Origin of the sequence: Streptococcus sp. XMC (assembly GCF_021341835.1) — a bacterium.
GTDB lineage: Bacteria > Bacillota > Bacilli > Lactobacillales > Streptococcaceae > Streptococcus.
On sequence record NZ_JAJTNQ010000001.1, the window covers coordinates 218,600 to 236,290 of the forward strand.

Here is a 17,691-nt window from a genome sequence, read left to right on the forward strand (position 1 = left end):
AATGAGTATAGAAAGTTAAGATAAGAGAATGAAACAGGGAACATTAATTTCAATTGAAGGCCCAGAAGGTGCAGGGAAATCCTCCGTTTTAGAAGCCTTGCTACCACGTTTGGAAAAGGCAGGAATTGCCTATATCACAACGCGGGAACCAGGGGGCGTAGGCATATCAGAAAAAATTCGCGAAGTCATTCTAGATCCATCCCATACGGAAATGGATCCTAAGACAGAATTGCTTCTTTATATCGCCAGTCGTCGCCAACACTTGGCAGAACGTGTCCTTCCTGCTTTGGAAGCAGGGAAACTCGTCATCATGGACCGCTTTATCGACAGTTCGGTAGCTTACCAAGGTTTTGGCCGTGGCTTAGCAGTAGCGGATATTGAATGGTTAAACCAGTTTGCGACCGATGGTCTCAAGCCAAACCGGACCTTCTATTTTGACATTGATGTAGAAGAGGGATTGGCTCGAATTGCTAAGAGTGCTAGTCGCGAAGTCAATCGCTTGGATCTAGAAGGCCTCAGTCTCCATCAGAAAGTTCGTCAAGGCTATCTGGCCATCCTCGAAAAAGAACCACAACGTGTGGTGAAAATTGATGCCAGTCAACCTTTTGACCAGGTGGTCGAGGATACTTGGCTATTATTGAAAGAAGTCTTGGAGATCAGTGAATGAAGTTCGAACAAGTGCAAAAACTTCAACCTCAGTTAGTCGATCGCTTCCAAGCTATTTTAGAACAAGACCGCTTGAGCCACGCCTATCTCTTTACAGGAGATTTTGGCAGTTTTGAGATGGCCCAGCTCTTGTCCCAAAGTCTCTTTTGTACGGATAAGAAGGGTGTTTGGCCCTGTGGGACTTGTCGGGCTTGTCGCTTGATTGAAGAGGATGAATTCTCTGATGTAACGGTTGTCCGACCGGTCAATCAAATCATCAAAACGGATCGGATCCGGGATTTGATTCAGCATTTTTCTCAGTCAGGCTACGAAGGATCCAAGCAAGTCTTTATCATTTGCGATGCAGACCGGATGCATGTCAATGCGGCCAATTCCCTCCTCAAGGTCATTGAAGAACCTCAGAGTGAAGTTCATATCTTTCTGCTGACAGCAGATGAGCAGCTGGTTCTCCCGACCATAAAAAGTCGGGCGCAGCAGGTCCATTTTCCGAAAAACCAAGATTTCCTAAAAGAGTATCTCCTTCAGGAAGGTCTCTTGCTTCAACAAGCAGATTTGTTAGCCAACTTTAGTCAAGGTTTCCAAGAGGCTCAAATTCTCGCTCAGAATACATCCTTTTTCGATCTGGCAAGGGAGTGTGAGCGTTTCGTCGCAGCTTGTCTAAAAGCAGATCCGCATGTCTACTTACTGGTTTCTCGCTTGGTTCAAGAGACGGATGATAAAGAAAAGCAGGCCCAAGCCTTTCGCTTGCTGGAATTGCTCTTTGCACGCTCCATCAGTCAGTCCTTAGGAAGAGACTATCTAGAAAAACTGGTCTTGGCCAAACAGATGTGGGAACGGAATGTGAGTTTTCAAAATGCTCTCGAGTATATGGTCCTACAGTTGAAAAATAGAAGGTAAAGAGATGAATAAAAAAGAATTATTTGATGCTTTGGATGGCTTCTCCCAGGAATTGCTGGTTACATTAGCAGAGGTTGAAGCCATAAAGAAAAATCTCAAGCTCATTGTCGAGGAAAATACTGCTCTGCGTCTTGAAAATGATAAATTGAGAGAGCGCTTAGGAGAAGTGGAGAAAACCAGCTCCCCTAAATTCCATCGCAATGGTCGTGAAAATTTACAAAGAATTTACAATGATGGATTTCATGTTTGTACAGACTCCTATGGTCAACGTCGTGAAAATGATGAAGAGTGTATTTTCTGTGATGAATTGTTATTTAGGGAGTAAACATGCAGATTCAACGAAGTTTTAAAGGGGATAAAGCGACAGGGACTCTCTTTTTAGTGCCAACCCCAATTGGCAATCGTGATGACATGAGCTACCGCATGATCCAAACTCTAAAAGAGGTGGATCTGATAGCGGCGGAAGATACACGCAATACAGGACTCTTGCTCAAGCATTTTGAGATTGCGACACCACAAACTAGCTTCCATGAGCACAATGCCATGGAGAAAATCCCTGATTTGCTAGCTCATTTAGAGTCTGGAAAGGACTTGGCCCAGGTATCGGATGCAGGACTGCCCAGTATTTCGGATCCAGGTCACGACCTGGTCAAGGCAGCGATTGAGCGAGAGATCCCTGTTGTGGCAGTTCCTGGTCCGAGTGCTGGCATTACCGGCCTAATTGCCAGTGGCCTGGCACCCCAGCCCCATATCTTTTATGGCTTTCTTCCACGCAAGGAAGGGCAGCAAAAGGCCTTTTTCCAAGAGAAATTGGCCTATCCTGAGACCCAGATCTTTTATGAGTCTCCGCACCGAGTTCGTGCGACGCTTCAAAATATGCTGGCAGTTTATGGGAATCGTCCAGTTGTGCTGGTCCGAGAACTGACCAAGATCTACGAAGAGTATACGCGAGGGACCATCGCAGAGTTAGTGGCTTACCTAGAGGAAAATACCCTCAAGGGGGAGTGCCTCCTGATCGTAGAGGGGGCCAGTGAGCAGGAGCCAGATCTAGAAGAAGTGGATCTGATCCAAGAGATTGATCTACTGGTCCAGTCTGGTATGAAAAAGAACCAGGCGATTAAACAGGTTGCCAAACAATTTGGGCTACAAAAGAGTGAACTTTATGCCCGTTACCACCAAGAGGAAGAAAAAGGAGAGTCTGATGGAAATTAGAATGGCCTATCCCAATGAAATCAATCGGATTATGGAAATTATCCAAGATGGCAAGGACAGCTTAGCTGCAGCTGGAGTAGACCAATGGCAGGATGGTTATCCGGATCAAGAAATCATTTTTGAGGATATCCTAGAAAGCCGTGGTTATGTGGCTGTAGAGAATCAAGAAGTCGTAGCCTATGCCGCTCTCTACAAGGGAAATGAAGCCGCTTATAATGACATTTATGAAGGAAAATGGGAACATGATAACTATCTCTATATCAGTTTCCACCGAGTCGCTGTTGCCAAAGAAGCTGCTGGTCGAGGAGTAGCCCAAACCTTCCTTCAAGGTTTGATCGAAGGAGAGAAGGGCCCAGATTTTCGCTGTGATACCCATCCTGACAACAAGGTTATGCAACACCTTTTAGAGAAGTTAGGCTTCCATTACTGTGGGAAGGTACCAATTGATGGGGTTCGTCTCGCTTATCAGAAGATCAAACGAAAGGCAGAAACCAGCCTCTTCCAAGTGATTAGCGAAGATGATCGTTGGGACTACCGTGCAGAACAGTCTCAAAATGACTAGGTTTTATCGCCAACTCTATCAGAGTCCCTTGGGGCCTCTATCTGTTGTGGTGGATGAGGAAAGCCTAGTTGGGATCTGGTTTTGTGACCAAGCCAATTGTGAGCAGGGGCTTGAGCATATCGAAGAAGCTTTTCAGCCTCTTCATGGAGCTGTCTTTGAATGGCTGGATCGATACTTTATAGGGGAAAGTCCTTCCATGCCCTTTCCCCTATCTCCTCAAGGGACAGACTTTCAACAAAGAGTTTGGGCCTATTTAGCTCAGATTCCCTATGGGGAGAGTCGGACTTATGGAGAGATCGCCCGGGCCTTGTCTTGCAGATCGGCTCAAGCCATCGGTCAAGCAGTAGGTCGGAATCCCTTGGTCCTCCTCATCCCGTGTCACCGGGTGCTGGGGACGGAGAAAAAGTTGACTGGCTATGCTGCTGGTCTAGATCGCAAACGTTGGCTGTTGCAACATGAGGCCATATCTTGGAAAGAATAAGGAGAAAAAATGTTATCATTTATTGAATACCCAAAATGTTCAACCTGCCGCAAGGCGAAATCGGAGTTAACGAGCTTAGGTTGCGAGTTTGATAGCCAAGATATCGTGGTAGACACACCGACTAGTGAGCAACTGCAAACCTGGATCAAGGAGTCTTCCCTACCAATCAAATCATTCTTTAACACTAGTGGGATGAAGTATCGGGAATTGGGCTTGAAAGACAAGGTGGATCAGCTTTCGATAGAAGAAGCGGCAGACCTTTTAGCTAGCGATGGCATGCTGATCAAACGCCCTCTCTTAGTGAAGGACGGAAAAGTTGTTCAAGTGGGCTACCGGAAGCCATATGCAGACTTAGGTTTGTAAGAGAAAAGGGAGTTGGACTCCCTTTTAATTTTGTCTTGAAGATGATATAATCATACGAGTGAAATCAATGAAAGAGAGTCAATCATGAGTATTTTAGAGGTGAAAAATTTAAGCCACGGCTTTGGAGACCGGGCTATTTTTGAGGATGTGTCCTTCCGCTTGTTAAAGGGAGAGCATATCGGTTTGGTTGGAGCCAATGGTGAAGGGAAATCCACCTTCATGAGCATCGTGACCGGCAAGATGCAACCCGACGAAGGGAAGGTCGAGTGGTCTAAGTATGTGACCACTGGCTATCTGGACCAGCATGCTGTCCTAAAAGAGGGGCAAACGGTGCGCGATGTCTTACGGACAGCTTTCGACGAGCTTTTTAAAGCAGAGGCTCGCATCAATGACCTCTATATGGAGATGGCTGAAGATGGAGCGGATATGGATGCTCTCATGGAAGAAGTCGGAGAGCTCCAGGATCGGTTAGAGAGTCGGGATTTCTATACCTTGGATGCCAAGATAGATGAAGTGGCGCGTGCTCTTGGGGTCATGGACTTTGGCATGGAGACAGATGTGACGGCCCTTTCAGGTGGGCAGCGGACCAAGGTCCTTTTGGCTAAATTGCTCCTTGAAAAACCAGATATCCTTCTCTTGGACGAGCCAACCAACTACTTGGATGCGGAGCACATCGATTGGCTCAAACGCTACTTGCAAAACTATGAAAATGCCTTTGTCCTTATTTCCCACGATATTCCTTTCTTGAACGATGTGATCAACATCGTCTACCATGTGGAAAATCAACAGTTGACCCGCTATTCCGGAGACTACTACCAATTCCTTGAAGTCTACGAGATGAAGAAATCGCAATTGGAAGCAGCTTATGAACGCCAGCAAAAAGAGATTGCTGATTTGAAAGATTTCGTAGCGCGTAATAAGGCGCGTGTGGCTACACGGAATATGGCCATGTCTCGTCAGAAGAAGCTTGACAAGATGGAACTCATTGAGTTGCAAAGTGAGAAACCAAAACCATCCTTTGAATTTAAAAATGCCCGAACTCCTGGACGCTTCATTTTCCAAGCCAAGGACCTTCAAATCGGGTATGATCGTCCTTTGACTAAGCCTTTAAACCTAACCTTTGAACGCAATCAAAAGGTAGCCATCATCGGAGCTAACGGGATCGGGAAAACCACTCTCTTGAAGAGCTTGCTAGGAATCATCCCACCGATTGCTGGAGAAGTAGAGCGTGGAGATTATTTAGAACTAGGCTATTTTGAGCAAGAGGTCGAAGGGGGCAATCGTCAGACACCGCTAGAGGCAGTCTGGAATGCCTTTCCAGCTCTCAACCAAGCAGAAGTCCGTGCAGCTCTTGCTCGCTGTGGTTTGACCACCAAGCATATCGAGAGTCAAATCCAGGTACTATCTGGTGGGGAGCAAGCCAAGGTACGTTTCTGTCTCTTGATGAACCGTGAAAACAATGTCTTGGTACTAGATGAGCCGACCAACCACTTGGATGTGGATGCCAAAGATGAATTGAAACGAGCCCTTAAAGAATACAAGGGATCGATCCTCATGGTTTGCCACGAGCCAGACTTCTATGAAGGCTGGATGGACCAAATCTGGGACTTTAATGAATTGACGTAAACACAAAAAGAGAACCGCGAGGTTCTCTTTTGCTTATTTCTTGAAATCGTAGTCTTTTACGATTTCCATTTTTTCAATTTTGACATCTTCTTTTGGTTTGTCTTTGTCATCTGTTTCAACTTCGGCAATTTTGTCGACTACATCCATGCCGTCGATGACTTGTCCAAAGACAGTGTAGTTCCCACCATCAAGAGTAGGGTTTCCACCATTCTTATAGGCTTCGATGATTTTAGCAGGGAAGCGCTCAGTTGGAAGCTTGCTGGACCAGTCTTCTTTATTTTGGTTAATATAGAATTGGCTACCATTTGTATTTGGTCCAGAATTGGCCATGGCTAAAGCACCACGAAGATTGTAGAGGTAAGGGGAGTATTCATTTTCAAAGCCTGCTCCAGAATCTTTAGAGGTATCTTTTCCTTTCCAAATGGACTCACCACCTGTACCATCTCCTTTAGGATCTCCTGTTTGGATCATAAAGTTATTAATCACGCGGTGGAAGAGGAGGCCATTATAATAGCCTTCCTTAGCGTGAGTTAAGAAATTCTCAACGGCTAAAGGTGCGTATTTCGGAAAGAGCTTAACGGTAATGTCCCCTTTGTTGGTCGTGATTTTCACGACAGCTTCATCTTCAGCAACTTCGTTGGAGAGCTGAGGAAAGACCGCATTTTCATTGGTCATCGCATCTTGGATATCCTTACGAAGCTGATCTATTTTCTTTTGTTCACTAGCATCTACGCTGGAAGTAGTTGATTGCTTAGTTTCTGAAGCCGAGCTAGAGGATGTCTTTGTATCTGATTGATGAGAGCCACATCCTGCCAAAGCTAAACCGGAAAATACAAGTAGGGCAATTAATTTTTTCATATTAATCCTTTCAACACATTAGTCTACCCTCTATTGTACCTTAATTTTCCATTTGATTCAAATCTATCCTAGGAATGAGGTGATATTCAGCTTGCGGGCCTATAAAAAATAAGGTATGATGAGAGGTGAACTTTTAAAATCTATCTAACATTATCTGTATGGGATAGTATACACGAGGAAACAACATACAGCTGTGCAATTGACTATACAAAAAGGAAATTATCATAAATGAAACAACCACGTAAATTCTACATTTACTCTAGAAGTTCACTGTATTTTTTGATCTTTTTGGTAGTGTCGATGTTCATCGCCATCATCCATTTACTGATTGAAGATAATTTTTTTGAAAACCTAAAAGTCTTATTAGCTACTTTGTCTCTTCTAGTGACAGTTGGATGGATTGCTTTTTCATCAATGGGAAGAATAGAGATTAGGAAATCGGAAATAGTGGTAGATCGTAATTTTAAGCACTATCGCCTAGATCCATTAACTATTGTCGTCCGGTTAGGAGAAAAGGACTCGTCTCGAGGAATCACCAATTATCCAATTTATGTGGAAGGAAAGATCATAGGAAATGGGACTTCTGATCGTTTAGTTACACTTAAATTCCTTGGTACCAAACGAAAAAATAAAGAATTACTGAAGTATTATCAAGAGCATTTTCAAGCATTAGTAGAAGCAAATAAAGCTCTTGAGCAGGAGTCTACGGAAGTGGACTTTGAACAGATTGTGTTAGCATCGAAGGAGCGACAACAGTTCCCTTTACGCGATTTGGTCGAATTCGGTGCAGATCAAGGTGATCTAGAAAAAACAGTATTTTATCATCCTAAAGAGAATAAGCTCTATGTCGGAAAAAGTGTTCCATTTCCCATTATCTTTACTCCGAGCACGGTACTTTTTTATGGCATTTATCTGTTAACAGATCGAGTATCCTTTCATGGGTTCATCCCACTAGTGCTATCGTTTGGATTGATGCTTGTCATCGCTATATGGCAATTGCAACACAGAAGGCAGAAGTATACAGTGAATGTCATTCCTTATGAAATGCCTGAGCATTATTTTAAAGTACAGAAGTCGAATGGCTTGAAAACCTATTTGCTAATTCTTGTCTTTGGGCTCATCACCTTAGGATTATCCATCTTATATCTCACCTTCGGAAGCTTTCTGTTATTGTTTATAAGTTTTTTGATGTGGTATCTCTTTGTTGTATTAACTTTATGTGGTCAATTCAAGAAAACACATTATTTAAAAATTTTGGAAAAGAAATAGTTTCCTTAATTCTTTAGCATTTGTCACCCTCTAAGGGTGATTTCTTTTTGGTCTAAAACACTAATTAAGAAGGAAGTTGCGTATAGGGATGAAATCGGGTATGATGGAAGATAAGTTGTTTAGTTTATGAAAGAAACGATTGGTTTTGTAGAGGAAAAGAATGAAAAAATGCTTAAATAGTAAAATGGCAGGGATTCTATTAAGTTTGTTACTTATTTTCGGGTGTGTATTCGTATTGGTTCATCCTAAATCGAATCAGCACAAGAAAACTGAACCTGCTTCAAAATATGTAGAGTCAGGGAATATTAAGAATGTTTCATACTGGGGCAATCATAACGAATATATTCTAGCTAAAGATTTCTATTTTGTAGGGAATCGTTATTTAGTTAGTTTTAATTATAATGAAAGACAAGATCAAAACAAAATACAGAAAGAGTACACTGGATTTCGATACTATGATATAAGTAGTGATATGGTAGAAACTAAAGTTGATTTCATAAAAAATATCCGAAAAAAATTTCCAAAAGCTTACTCGAAAAATTTCGATGTGATAAATAATAAAGGTCAAAGTCTTGTATGGTTGCGCTATTATGAGTCAAAGGATTCAGAAAAATCACATGAATTATTTTTTGATTTAGACCATCATAAATTTATTGAAACCGAAAATATAGATACAGAAGTGACAACTATTGACGCAATTCTTACTTCCTATACTAATTTAGGTGGTTTGGTAGTGAAAAATACAGGGTATCGTATTGGGTCAAGAATAGAGCTTAATGGGTATAGAGACAAAAGTAGCGTAAATCTAAATATTTTTAAAGAACATCCTGAATTGAAAGAAAAGCTTTCAAAGGAAGGTTACATCTTATACCCACGTCAAGACTCTATGTCTAATGCGGAATATTTTGACCAACTACTTCACTGGTTTGCTCCTACCGGTCAAAATCGAATCTCGGGAGTAAAGATAGATGCTTACTACTCAAAAGATGGACAGGAGCATGAAATCCATTCTTATGAAGAGTTTAGACAATACTACAATGGAAAAGGCGGCGAATTATAGGATTGAATCTAGCCGCATTGAAAACAGGAATAGAAAAGAGTGATTTGTATGAATTATTGCCAAATGCGCAAAAACTATAGACTCTATACTAGATCTGCTGGCCTTTTGGCAATGCTTCTGATTTTTTGCATTGGGTTAGTGATTAGAGATACTCTTCTTCAGACGGCTGGCGTCTTATTGGTTCTTGTTGGATTATTTCTATTTATCCAATTGCTCAAGAAGCGTTATACCAACAAGTGCAACACCTTGCTGCATGTAGACTTAGATTTAGACTCTTGGCAGCAATACCTTCAGTTGAACAAGAATGTGAAAAAGCCCATTTTACAGATAGATATGAAGCTGACATCGGTTGCCTATTCTTTTATGATGGGAGATTTCGATACCGTCATAAAAGAAGCTAGGGAAGCACTCAGTCAGAAGGAACTACCACAGAAATATAAGAACTTTTTTGAGAGTTATCTTATGCGATCAATTGTCCTGACAGATCCTGAATTGTCTAAGGAAGAGCTGGAGGCTCGATTAAATGAATTGACCATTACAGATCCTACACTAGCTGAGAAAACTAAAAAGGTCTGTCTCGCTCTTTATGATTTAACCATTGCCCACCAAAGCAATGATTATTTTGAAGACTTAAGCAATGACTTCAAGTACCAACAGTTAGAAATGATCTACTACCAGGCCTTAAATGCTACTCTTAAAGGCGATAAGTCTAGAGCGGAAGAGCTCTTTCGCAAGTTGGTTTCAGAAGATGAGTCGCTCTATATCGTTCAAAAGGCGCAACAATACTTGAAGGATGAGGGGAATTATCTATAAATCCTCCAATCAAAACAGAATTTTTCCAAATGAAGGTATAAACAGTTCAAGAGAGATAGGATTAAAATGGAGAAACAGATGACAACTATTTCAGATATACTAGAAAAATTTTATGCAGATCACGAGGTGAAACCTTATATTTCGCCTGAGAGAGACTTGGAAGCTTGGTTGTTGAATCCGAAGCCCGTTTCGAAGAGAAACATGGAGTTGCTTCAAGATGGCTTGCTTGCAGGAGATATCATTCTCTTGTGGCGAATCCATTTTGGAACGTTTACGACGGAGACTTGGTTTCCTAAGTATTTCGAATACACTTATGGGATTCATGCTCCGGAACATTTGAGGGCTTTGGTAGATAAGGGGTATGCTGTTATCGAATCCGCTTTTGATTCGCTGGACCATATCAATGCGACCATGAAAAAAGCCATTCTCAAAAAGAAGGGAGTCGCGGGCTTGTCCAAAATGAAAGCAGCCGATTTGAACCTAGCTTTGGCTAATCACTTTACCGAAGAAGAGTTGGCACAAGAGTTCACAGTTCGGGGCTATCAGTTGACGGAAAAAGGTAAGCAAGCGCTGAAAGAGCATCAAGCCATCATCGACCGCCACCCAAAGAAAAATCTATAAGTAACAGTGCCTGTGAGGTACTGTTTTTTGTTGTTGCTTTCGCACATGAGAGAAAAGGATTTTACTAGAGAACTAGTCTAGAAATGTGGTATAATAAAGGTTATGGCAAACAATAATCAATCAAAAAAAACACGGTCGACAAGACGACTGTCTAAAGCAGAAATAGAAAGAAAAAAAGCAATTCGCCGAATGATTATGACGATTGTCTTAACTCTCGTCTTCATTTTCGCCTTTTTACGATTAGGGGCCTTAGGCTTAGTGACCTACAACCTTATCCGTCTCTTGGTAGGTAGTCTGGCTTACGTAGCGATGACGGCTGTTATTGTCTACCTCTTCTTTTTCAAATGGATTGAGAAGCATGAGGGAACCTTGTCTGGCTTTTTAAGTCTTTTTGCAGGCTTGCTACTGATCTATCAAGCTTACTTTGTCTCCCTCTTGAAACTTGAAGGATCTTCTTTGGGGCCAACCTTCTCACGTATCTTAGGGGACCTCGTACACCTTCGCGTCTCTTCTTTTGCAGGAGGTGGTTTACTGGGTGCTATCTTGTACACGCCGATTGCCTTCTTGCTCTCGAACATCGGGACTTATTTCATTGGAGGACTCTTGATCGTATTAGGACTTCTCTTGATGAGTTCTTATTCGGTTTATGACTTGTATGAGCAGGCTGTCGCAGCTTTTCACTCCTTTATGGAAAAACGAGAAATTCGTCGCCAAGAGCGCTTTGTCGAGCGTGAAGAGAAGAAGGCCCTTCAAGCAGAAGCAGAGGAGGCTGCCCGCATCGAGCAACTTGCAGAAGCTAGTCCCATGAGTACAGAAGGCTATCCTGTAGATCTTGAGACAGGTGAGGTCATGGAACCTGTGATCGAAACAGAAGCGCCTGCAGAGGAGGCCTATCCTCAAATTTATCTACCAAATGAAGAGGAAGGCTATTCGGAAGAATGGTCGGAGGACTACCCAGAGGAGATGGAGGAAGTCGCAGAAGAGGAGGATATGGATGAAGAAGTCACTGTAGACTTCACGCCTAAGGAACTCCTTCAATACAAACTTCCAACCATTGATCTCTTCGCACCTGACAAGCCCAAAAATCAATCCAAAGAGAAAAATATCGTTCGTCAGAATATCCGCATCTTGGAAGAGACCTTTGCAAGTTTTAACATCAAGGCAACAGTGGAGCGGGCGGAAATCGGTCCCTCTGTTACCAAGTATGAAGTGAAGCCAGCTGTCGGTGTGCGGGTCAACCGCATCTCCAACCTAGCAGATGATTTGGCCTTGGCTCTAGCTGCCAAGGATGTGCGGATTGAAGCGCCGATTCCAGGGAAGTCTCTGGTCGGGATTGAAGTGCCCAACTCAGAGATTGCGACGGTCTCCTTCCGTGAATTGTGGGAGCAGTCCAAAACAGACCCAGCTAAACTCCTTGAGATTCCTCTTGGGAAGGCCGTAGATGGTTCAGCTCGGACATTTGATTTGGCTCGGATGCCCCACCTCTTGGTAGCGGGGTCTACTGGATCTGGTAAGTCAGTAGCGGTCAATGGGATTATTTCGAGTATCTTGATGAAGGCTCGTCCAGACGAAGTCAAGTTTATGATGGTCGATCCAAAGATGGTGGAGCTTTCTGTCTACAATGATATTCCTCACCTCTTGATTCCAGTAGTGACCAACCCACGCAAGGCCAGTCGGGCCCTGCAGAAGGTCGTTGATGAGATGGAAAATCGCTACGAGCTCTTCTCGAAAGTAGGCGCTCGCAATATTGCTGGCTTTAATGCCAAGGTGGCTGAGTACAATGCCCAGTCTGAGATGAAGCAAGTGCCCCTTCCATTGATCGTGGTCATTGTCGATGAGCTGGCAGACTTGATGATGGTCGCAAGTAAAGAAGTGGAAGATGCCATTATTCGCCTCGGACAGAAGGCGCGTGCGGCGGGGATCCACATGATCTTGGCGACTCAACGGCCATCGGTTGACGTTATCTCAGGTTTGATCAAGGCCAATGTGCCTTCCCGTGTCGCTTTTGCGGTATCATCTGGGACCGACTCACGGACCATCTTGGATGAAAATGGAGCGGAGAAATTGCTCGGCCGCGGAGACATGCTCTTTAAACCGATTGATGAAAATCATCCGATTCGTCTACAGGGCTCCTTTATCTCAGATGACGATGTGGAGCGGATTGTCAACTTCGTCAAAGAGCAAGCTGAAGCGGATTATGATGATGCCTTCGATCCAGGTGAAGTATCTGAGTCTGACTTTGATGGAGGTATGGGTGGCTCAGACGAAGGCGATCCTCTTTTTGAAGAGGCAAAGGCGCTCGTGATTGAAACTCAAAAAGCCAGTGCTTCGATGATTCAGCGTCGCTTATCGGTTGGCTTTAACCGGGCCACTCGCCTCATGGAAGACTTGGAAGCAGCGGGTGTCATCGGACCAGCTGAAGGAACCAAGCCAAGAAAGGTCTTGCAGACCAATTAATCTTTCTTTGAATGAAGAGGGAATGAGATATTTGACAATAGCAAAAACCTGCCTGTACAAGGGGCAGGTTTTGTTTACGATAAAAAAGAAAAGGACAGCAGATGCATCTCGATACCATTCACCACATTGCCATTATTGGCCACGATTATGATAAAACCAGAGAATTTTATGTGGAAAAGTTAGGCTTTGAACCTTTAGACGAACACCATCGACCAGAAAAGCAGGATATTCTCTTTAATATTCGAAAGGGAAATCTGACCTTGGAAATATTTATCAAACCAGCTGCCCCAAAAAGACCCTTTCTCCCTCATCCAGAGCATACCGGTCTCCGTCATCTGGCTTTTAAAGTGGAAGATGTTCAAGCCTGTCTAGCAGAGTTTGACCAATTGGGAATTCCTCATACAGAGCTACGGGTAGATGATTTTGATGGGCGCAAAATGGCCTTCTTCTTTGATCCAGATGGCTTGCCTCTTGAACTTCACGAATAGGTCTACACAATCTTCGGTCTCTAGTCCCAAGCCAGAAGACATTCTTTTTGCTAAACTAGATACAGAAAAAAGAAAGAAGAAAATATGGAAGAGAAGCGATATAGCGGGCTAACGAATGAGCAAGTCCAAAGCAGAATTAGAGAAGGCAAACAAAATCGAGTAACCATCACGGCTGAAAAGTCGACCAGAGAGATTATTTATTCAAATGTCTTTACCTATTTTAACCTGGTTTTTGGTATTCTAGCTATCTTATTGATACTAGTACGGTCTTGGAACAATATGTTATTTGTTCCCATTGTGGTCGTTAACTCCTTGATTGGGATTGTTCAAGAATTGCGGTCTCGGCGGATTTTGAATAAGATGCGCCTCCTTCAAGTGGAGAAAGCTCGAGTGATTCGTGAAGGAGAACGGCTGGATCTTCCTGTCGACCAGGTGGTAGAGGGGGATGTGGTCTTGTTCCAAGCAGGGGATCAGATCTATGCGGATGCCAAGGTTCTGGATGGCTCGATCATGGTTGATGAGTCTCAATTAACAGGTGAAGCAGATGAAATCCCTAAAGGTGAGAATCAGAAACTCATGTCAGGAAGTTTTGTTATCTCAGGTCAAGCAGTTGCCGTCTTGGAACAAGTAGGAGATGCGTCTTATATTAATCAGCTGAGTCTATCTGCTAAGAAAGTCAAGGGACACGAAGAATCCGAAATGGTTCATGCTGTGGATGGTCTCGTCCGAATGATCGGAATGATTCTCATCCCGATTGGCTTGCTCTTGTTCTTGCAGAGCTATCTAGGAAATCAAGACTCCCTCAAAGTTAGCATCACCTCTATGGTCGGTGCCATCATTGGGATGATCCCAGAAGGGCTCTACCTCTTAATGACCCTGGCCTTGGTGCTTGGAGCAACCCGTTTAGCCCTTCAAAAGGTCCTACTCAACAGTATGAAGGGGATTGAAACCCTATCTCGTATCGACGTCCTTTGTCTAGACAAGACGGGAACCATTACCGAACACAGGATGCAGGTGAGTGAACTGCTCCCCTTGGCACTAGATGAAAAAGAAGGCAAAGAAATATTAAGTCACTATCTCCAAGCAAGTGAGGATCAGAATGATACCATCACGGCCATTCGGCAGTATCACTCAGTCCAACCCACCCAAGCATGGACCGTTAAAGACCGTCTTCCTTTTTCATCCAAGAAGAAATTTGGGGGCCTTCAGTTCCAACAAGGTATTTACCTATTAGGGGCACCGGATGTTTTGCTTCGAGATGATCTCGATGCTTACCAAGAAGTCTGGCAGCGAGAGATTGAACGAGGGGCGCGTGTCCTTATTTTGGGGCATTACCAGGGTGAGCAGTTGACGGAAGTATTAGAAGCTCCAGTCCTTCCCCTTCTAGCCTTGATCTTGGAGAATCCTGTACGATCGACTGCCCCTGAAACTTTCGCCTATTTCCAAAAACAAGGGGTGACCATCAAGGTTATCTCAGGGGATCATCCTGTGACAGTTGCTGCCGTTGCTCAGAAAGCAGGTATTCCTGATGCAGATCAAGTGGTCGATGCCAGTCAACTCAAGACATATGAGGAGGTAGTAGATGCAGCACGGACCTACACAGTGTTTGGACGAGTTAGTCCAGAGCAAAAACAAATCCTCGTAGAGAGCTTGCAGGCGGATGGTCATAAGGTTGGAATGACAGGAGATGGGGTCAATGACATTCTCGCTATGAAAAAGGCAGATTGTAGTATTGCCATGAATACGGGCCACGATGCGACCAAAAAGGTGGCCCAGGTTGTGCTTTTAGATTCGGACTTCTCTCACATGCCGTCGATTGTGGATGAAGGTCGCCGAGTTGTCAACAATATTCAGCGTTCGGCGAGTCTCTTTTTGGTCAAGAATATTTTTTCAATATTATTGGCTATTTTGGCCATTCTCTTTGCTTTCACTTATCCCATTCAGGCTTCTCAGATGTCCTTGATCAGTGGATTTACCATCGGAATCCCCGGTTTCTTACTAGCCCTGGAGAAGAATCGATCCCGGATAGAAGGAGACTTTATTGAAACCGTGATAGAGCAGGCTCTTCCAGCCGCCTTGACCAATCTCATATCGGTCCTTTTTCTTGTGGTTCTGGGTCCTTTCCTTGGATTAAGTCAGGGAGATATTTCGACCATCTCGATTTACCTGTTGGCTTTGATTGGATTTACAAAAGTATACCAACTCAGCCTTCCCTTCAATCATGTGAAATTGGGCATTATCCTTCTAAATGTAGCAGGATTTTGTCTGTCGGTCTTTGTATTTTCTTCCATTTTTAATCTCAGCCGTCTTCATCTGACTGGCTGGATCTTGACCCTTGTCCTAGGACTGGTCATGGAAGGAGTCTTATGGTTGATGAATCGTCTTGTCTATACCTTGGTGACCCATCTGCATAAGTCCAGAAACAAATAGAAAAACGGTATTAGCTAAACCATCTTGGATCTAGTTAATACCGTTATTTTATTATTAAAATCAGATAAAGAGGCTAATCGTCATAATGAGGTAAAGGAAGAAGGTAATGAGAAAGCCTGCGCGCCAAAAGTACTTAAAAAATTTCGGATAGTAAAAGCTACGTCTCTTTTTCAAGAAATAGATAGTCAAGCCGATAGCTAAGAGGGACAAGGCCAATAATAATTGCGGCAACAAATTATGATAGTAAGCCGCATCTGAAATCAAATAGTATTCAAGCGCGAACAGAGGAAAAGCCAGATCGGCAAAATTCCAGCCATATCGACGCAGTTTAAAGACTCGAATAATAATCCCACTGAGAATCAGGGTCAAAAAAATAAATACAAGGGAAGCAACTTTTATTAACATACCTCCATTTTATCACAAAAGTAAAAAAAGTGTGATGGAAATGAAATTTTTTCTTGCATTCGGAAGAAAATAGTGTATAATAGAAAGGTATGCGCAGAGCATACTTGTGGGAGGTAAAAATCTGTAATTACCGCCAAAACCACAAAGGAGGATTTAAGAAATGGCTAAAAAAGTCGAAAAACTTGTAAAATTGCAAATCCCTGCTGGTAAAGCTACTCCAGCTCCACCGGTTGGACCAGCACTTGGTCAAGCAGGTATCAACATCATGGGATTCACTAAAGAGTTTAACGCTCGTACAGCTGACCAAGCTGGAATGATTATCCCAGTTGTGATCACTGTTTATGAAGATAAATCATTTGATTTCGTTACAAAAACACCACCAGCTGCTGTTCTTTTGAAAAAAGCTGCAGGTGTTGAAAAAGGATCAGGTACACCTAACAAAACGAAAGTTGCAACAGTTACTCGTGCACAAGTACAAGAAATTGCTGAAACTAAGATGCCAGATTTGAACGCTGCAAACATTGAGTCTGCAATGCGTATGATCGAAGGTACTGCTCGTTCTATGGGATTCACTGTTACTGACTAATTGTAACAATCCTATTTGCCCGCAATACACTTGATCATGAGACGAGTGACGTGGGAGATGAAAATCGATATGACCACATTACAAGGAGAAAGATAAAATGGCTAAAAAAAGCAAACAACTTCGTGCTGCACTTGAAAAAATCGACAGCACAAAAGCATACAGCGTAGAAGAAGCTGTAGCTCTTGCAAAAGAAACTAACTTTGCAAAATTTGATGCAACTGTAGAAGTTGCTTACAACTTGAACATCGACGTGAAAAAAGCTGACCAACAAATCCGTGGTGCAATGGTATTGCCAAACGGAACTGGTAAAACTGCTCGCGTTCTTGTATTTGCACGTGGTGCAAAAGCTGAAGAAGCAAAAGCTGCTGGTGCAGACTTCGTAGGTGAAGATGACCTTGTTGCGAAAATCAACGATGGTTGGTTGGACTTCGACGTTGTTATCGCTACACCTGACATGATGGCTCTTGTTGGACGTCTTGGACGTGTCCTTGGACCACGTAACTTGATGCCAAACCCTAAAACTGGTACTGTAACAATGGATGTTGCTAAAGCAGTTGAAGAGTCTAAAGGTGGTAAAATCACTTACCGTGCAGACCGTGCAGGTATCGTTCAAGCGATTATCGGTAAAGTGTCATTTGACGCTGATAAATTGGTTGAAAACTTCAAAGCTTTCAACGATGTTATCCAAAAAGCAAAACCAGCTACAGCTAAAGGTACTTACGTAACTAGCTTGACTTTGACTACAACTCAAGGTCCTGGTATCAAAGTGGATGTTAACTCACTTTAATTAGAATGTAAAGCTACTTTCGGGTAGCTTTTTTGTTTGTTTAGTGTATTTTTTAACAAAATAGTTATAGAAGTTTTAGCAGGAGATAAAAGTTGGAAGGATAAAAATTT

At 43.0% G+C, this 17,691-nt stretch carries 19 protein-coding genes; 17 read left to right on the forward strand and 2 right to left on the reverse strand.

What is annotated here, in order from left to right:
* The first annotated feature begins 28 nt into the window (after positions 1-28).
* The 8 genes from tmk to LXO72_RS01035 all read left to right on the forward strand — a co-directional run bounded on the left by tmk (position 29) and on the right by LXO72_RS01035 (position 5,807).
* Positions 29-667: a dTMP kinase gene (gene tmk / locus LXO72_RS01000; RefSeq protein ID WP_233331276.1), complete on the forward strand. Its 639-nt coding sequence runs from the start codon at positions 29-31 to the stop codon at positions 665-667.
* On the forward strand, positions 664-1,563 hold the full coding sequence (locus LXO72_RS01005) for a DNA polymerase III subunit delta' (protein WP_233331277.1): 900 nt from the start codon (positions 664-666) through the stop codon (positions 1,561-1,563). Before tmk ends, LXO72_RS01005 begins: the two co-directional genes overlap by 4 nt.
* Before the next feature lie 4 nt (positions 1,564-1,567).
* On the forward strand, positions 1,568-1,888 hold the full coding sequence (gene yabA / locus LXO72_RS01010; RefSeq protein ID WP_023024026.1) for a DNA replication initiation control protein YabA: 321 nt from the start codon (positions 1,568-1,570) through the stop codon (positions 1,886-1,888).
* Between the two features lie 2 nt (positions 1,889-1,890).
* Complete coding sequence (rsmI, locus tag LXO72_RS01015; RefSeq protein ID WP_233331278.1) at positions 1,891-2,775, forward strand: 16S rRNA (cytidine(1402)-2'-O)-methyltransferase; 885 nt, start codon at positions 1,891-1,893, stop codon at positions 2,773-2,775.
* A complete protein-coding gene (locus tag LXO72_RS01020; RefSeq protein ID WP_154857614.1) occupies positions 2,765-3,337 on the forward strand; it encodes a GNAT family N-acetyltransferase in 573 nt (190 codons plus the stop codon). The genes rsmI and LXO72_RS01020 overlap by 11 nt, the downstream gene beginning before the upstream one ends.
* On the forward strand, positions 3,330-3,818 hold the full coding sequence (locus LXO72_RS01025) for a methylated-DNA--[protein]-cysteine S-methyltransferase (RefSeq protein WP_154857616.1): 489 nt from the start codon (positions 3,330-3,332) through the stop codon (positions 3,816-3,818). The genes LXO72_RS01020 and LXO72_RS01025 overlap by 8 nt, the downstream gene beginning before the upstream one ends.
* A gap of 9 nt (positions 3,819-3,827) precedes the next feature.
* The gene (locus LXO72_RS01030) at positions 3,828-4,181 is read left to right on the forward strand and encodes an arsenate reductase family protein (RefSeq protein ID WP_048789566.1); all 354 of its coding nucleotides are present in this window, start codon (positions 3,828-3,830) and stop codon (positions 4,179-4,181) included.
* Positions 4,182-4,265: 84 nt separating this feature from the next.
* Positions 4,266-5,807 (forward strand): ABC-F family ATP-binding cassette domain-containing protein, encoded by a 1,542-nt coding sequence (locus LXO72_RS01035; RefSeq protein WP_154857618.1) that lies wholly within the window; start codon positions 4,266-4,268, stop codon positions 5,805-5,807.
* Positions 5,808-5,840: 33 nt separating this feature from the next.
* Here LXO72_RS01035 and LXO72_RS01040 read toward each other — a convergent pair whose 3' ends face one another.
* Entirely contained in the window at positions 5,841-6,665 is an 825-nt protein-coding gene (locus LXO72_RS01040; RefSeq protein WP_154857620.1) for a peptidylprolyl isomerase, read from the reverse strand.
* A 228-nt stretch (positions 6,666-6,893) separates the two neighbouring features.
* Between LXO72_RS01040 and LXO72_RS01045 the strand changes: the two genes are divergently transcribed.
* From LXO72_RS01045 to LXO72_RS01075, 7 genes are all read left to right on the forward strand, one after another.
* A complete protein-coding gene (locus tag LXO72_RS01045; RefSeq protein WP_154857622.1) occupies positions 6,894-7,934 on the forward strand; it encodes a hypothetical protein in 1,041 nt (346 codons plus the stop codon).
* Positions 7,935-8,094: 160 nt separating this feature from the next.
* Positions 8,095-8,994, forward strand: a complete 900-nt coding sequence (locus LXO72_RS01050) for a hypothetical protein (RefSeq protein WP_233331279.1) — start codon at positions 8,095-8,097, stop codon at positions 8,992-8,994.
* Between the two features lie 48 nt (positions 8,995-9,042).
* A complete protein-coding gene (locus LXO72_RS01055) occupies positions 9,043-9,807 on the forward strand; it encodes a hypothetical protein (RefSeq protein ID WP_233331280.1) in 765 nt (254 codons plus the stop codon).
* Positions 9,808-9,885: 78 nt separating this feature from the next.
* Complete coding sequence (locus LXO72_RS01060; protein ID WP_233331281.1) at positions 9,886-10,428, forward strand: hypothetical protein; 543 nt, start codon at positions 9,886-9,888, stop codon at positions 10,426-10,428.
* Between the two features lie 102 nt (positions 10,429-10,530).
* Complete coding sequence (locus tag LXO72_RS01065; protein ID WP_233331282.1) at positions 10,531-12,885, forward strand: DNA translocase FtsK; 2,355 nt, start codon at positions 10,531-10,533, stop codon at positions 12,883-12,885.
* A 101-nt stretch (positions 12,886-12,986) separates the two neighbouring features.
* Entirely contained in the window at positions 12,987-13,373 is a 387-nt protein-coding gene (gene gloA2, locus LXO72_RS01070) for an SMU1112c/YaeR family gloxylase I-like metalloprotein (RefSeq protein ID WP_233331283.1), read from the forward strand.
* Between the two features lie 84 nt (positions 13,374-13,457).
* Entirely contained in the window at positions 13,458-15,803 is a 2,346-nt protein-coding gene (locus tag LXO72_RS01075; RefSeq protein WP_233331284.1) for an HAD-IC family P-type ATPase, read from the forward strand.
* 60 nt (positions 15,804-15,863) lie between these two features.
* Here the strand turns inward: LXO72_RS01075 and LXO72_RS01080 are convergent, their stop codons facing one another.
* Positions 15,864-16,208 carry a DUF3397 family protein gene (locus tag LXO72_RS01080; RefSeq protein WP_006595849.1) on the reverse strand — a complete coding sequence of 115 codons (345 nt, stop codon included), beginning with the start codon at positions 16,206-16,208 and terminating at the stop codon, positions 15,864-15,866.
* 160 nt (positions 16,209-16,368) lie between these two features.
* Between LXO72_RS01080 and rplK the strand changes: the two genes are divergently transcribed.
* Both rplK and rplA read left to right on the forward strand, forming a co-directional pair.
* Positions 16,369-16,794, forward strand: coding sequence for a 50S ribosomal protein L11 (gene rplK / locus LXO72_RS01085; RefSeq protein ID WP_006595850.1), 426 nt, complete (start codon positions 16,369-16,371; stop codon positions 16,792-16,794).
* A 97-nt stretch (positions 16,795-16,891) separates the two neighbouring features.
* Positions 16,892-17,581, forward strand: a complete 690-nt coding sequence (rplA, locus tag LXO72_RS01090) for a 50S ribosomal protein L1 (protein ID WP_006595851.1) — start codon at positions 16,892-16,894, stop codon at positions 17,579-17,581.
* The last annotated feature ends 110 nt before the right edge of the window (positions 17,582-17,691 follow it).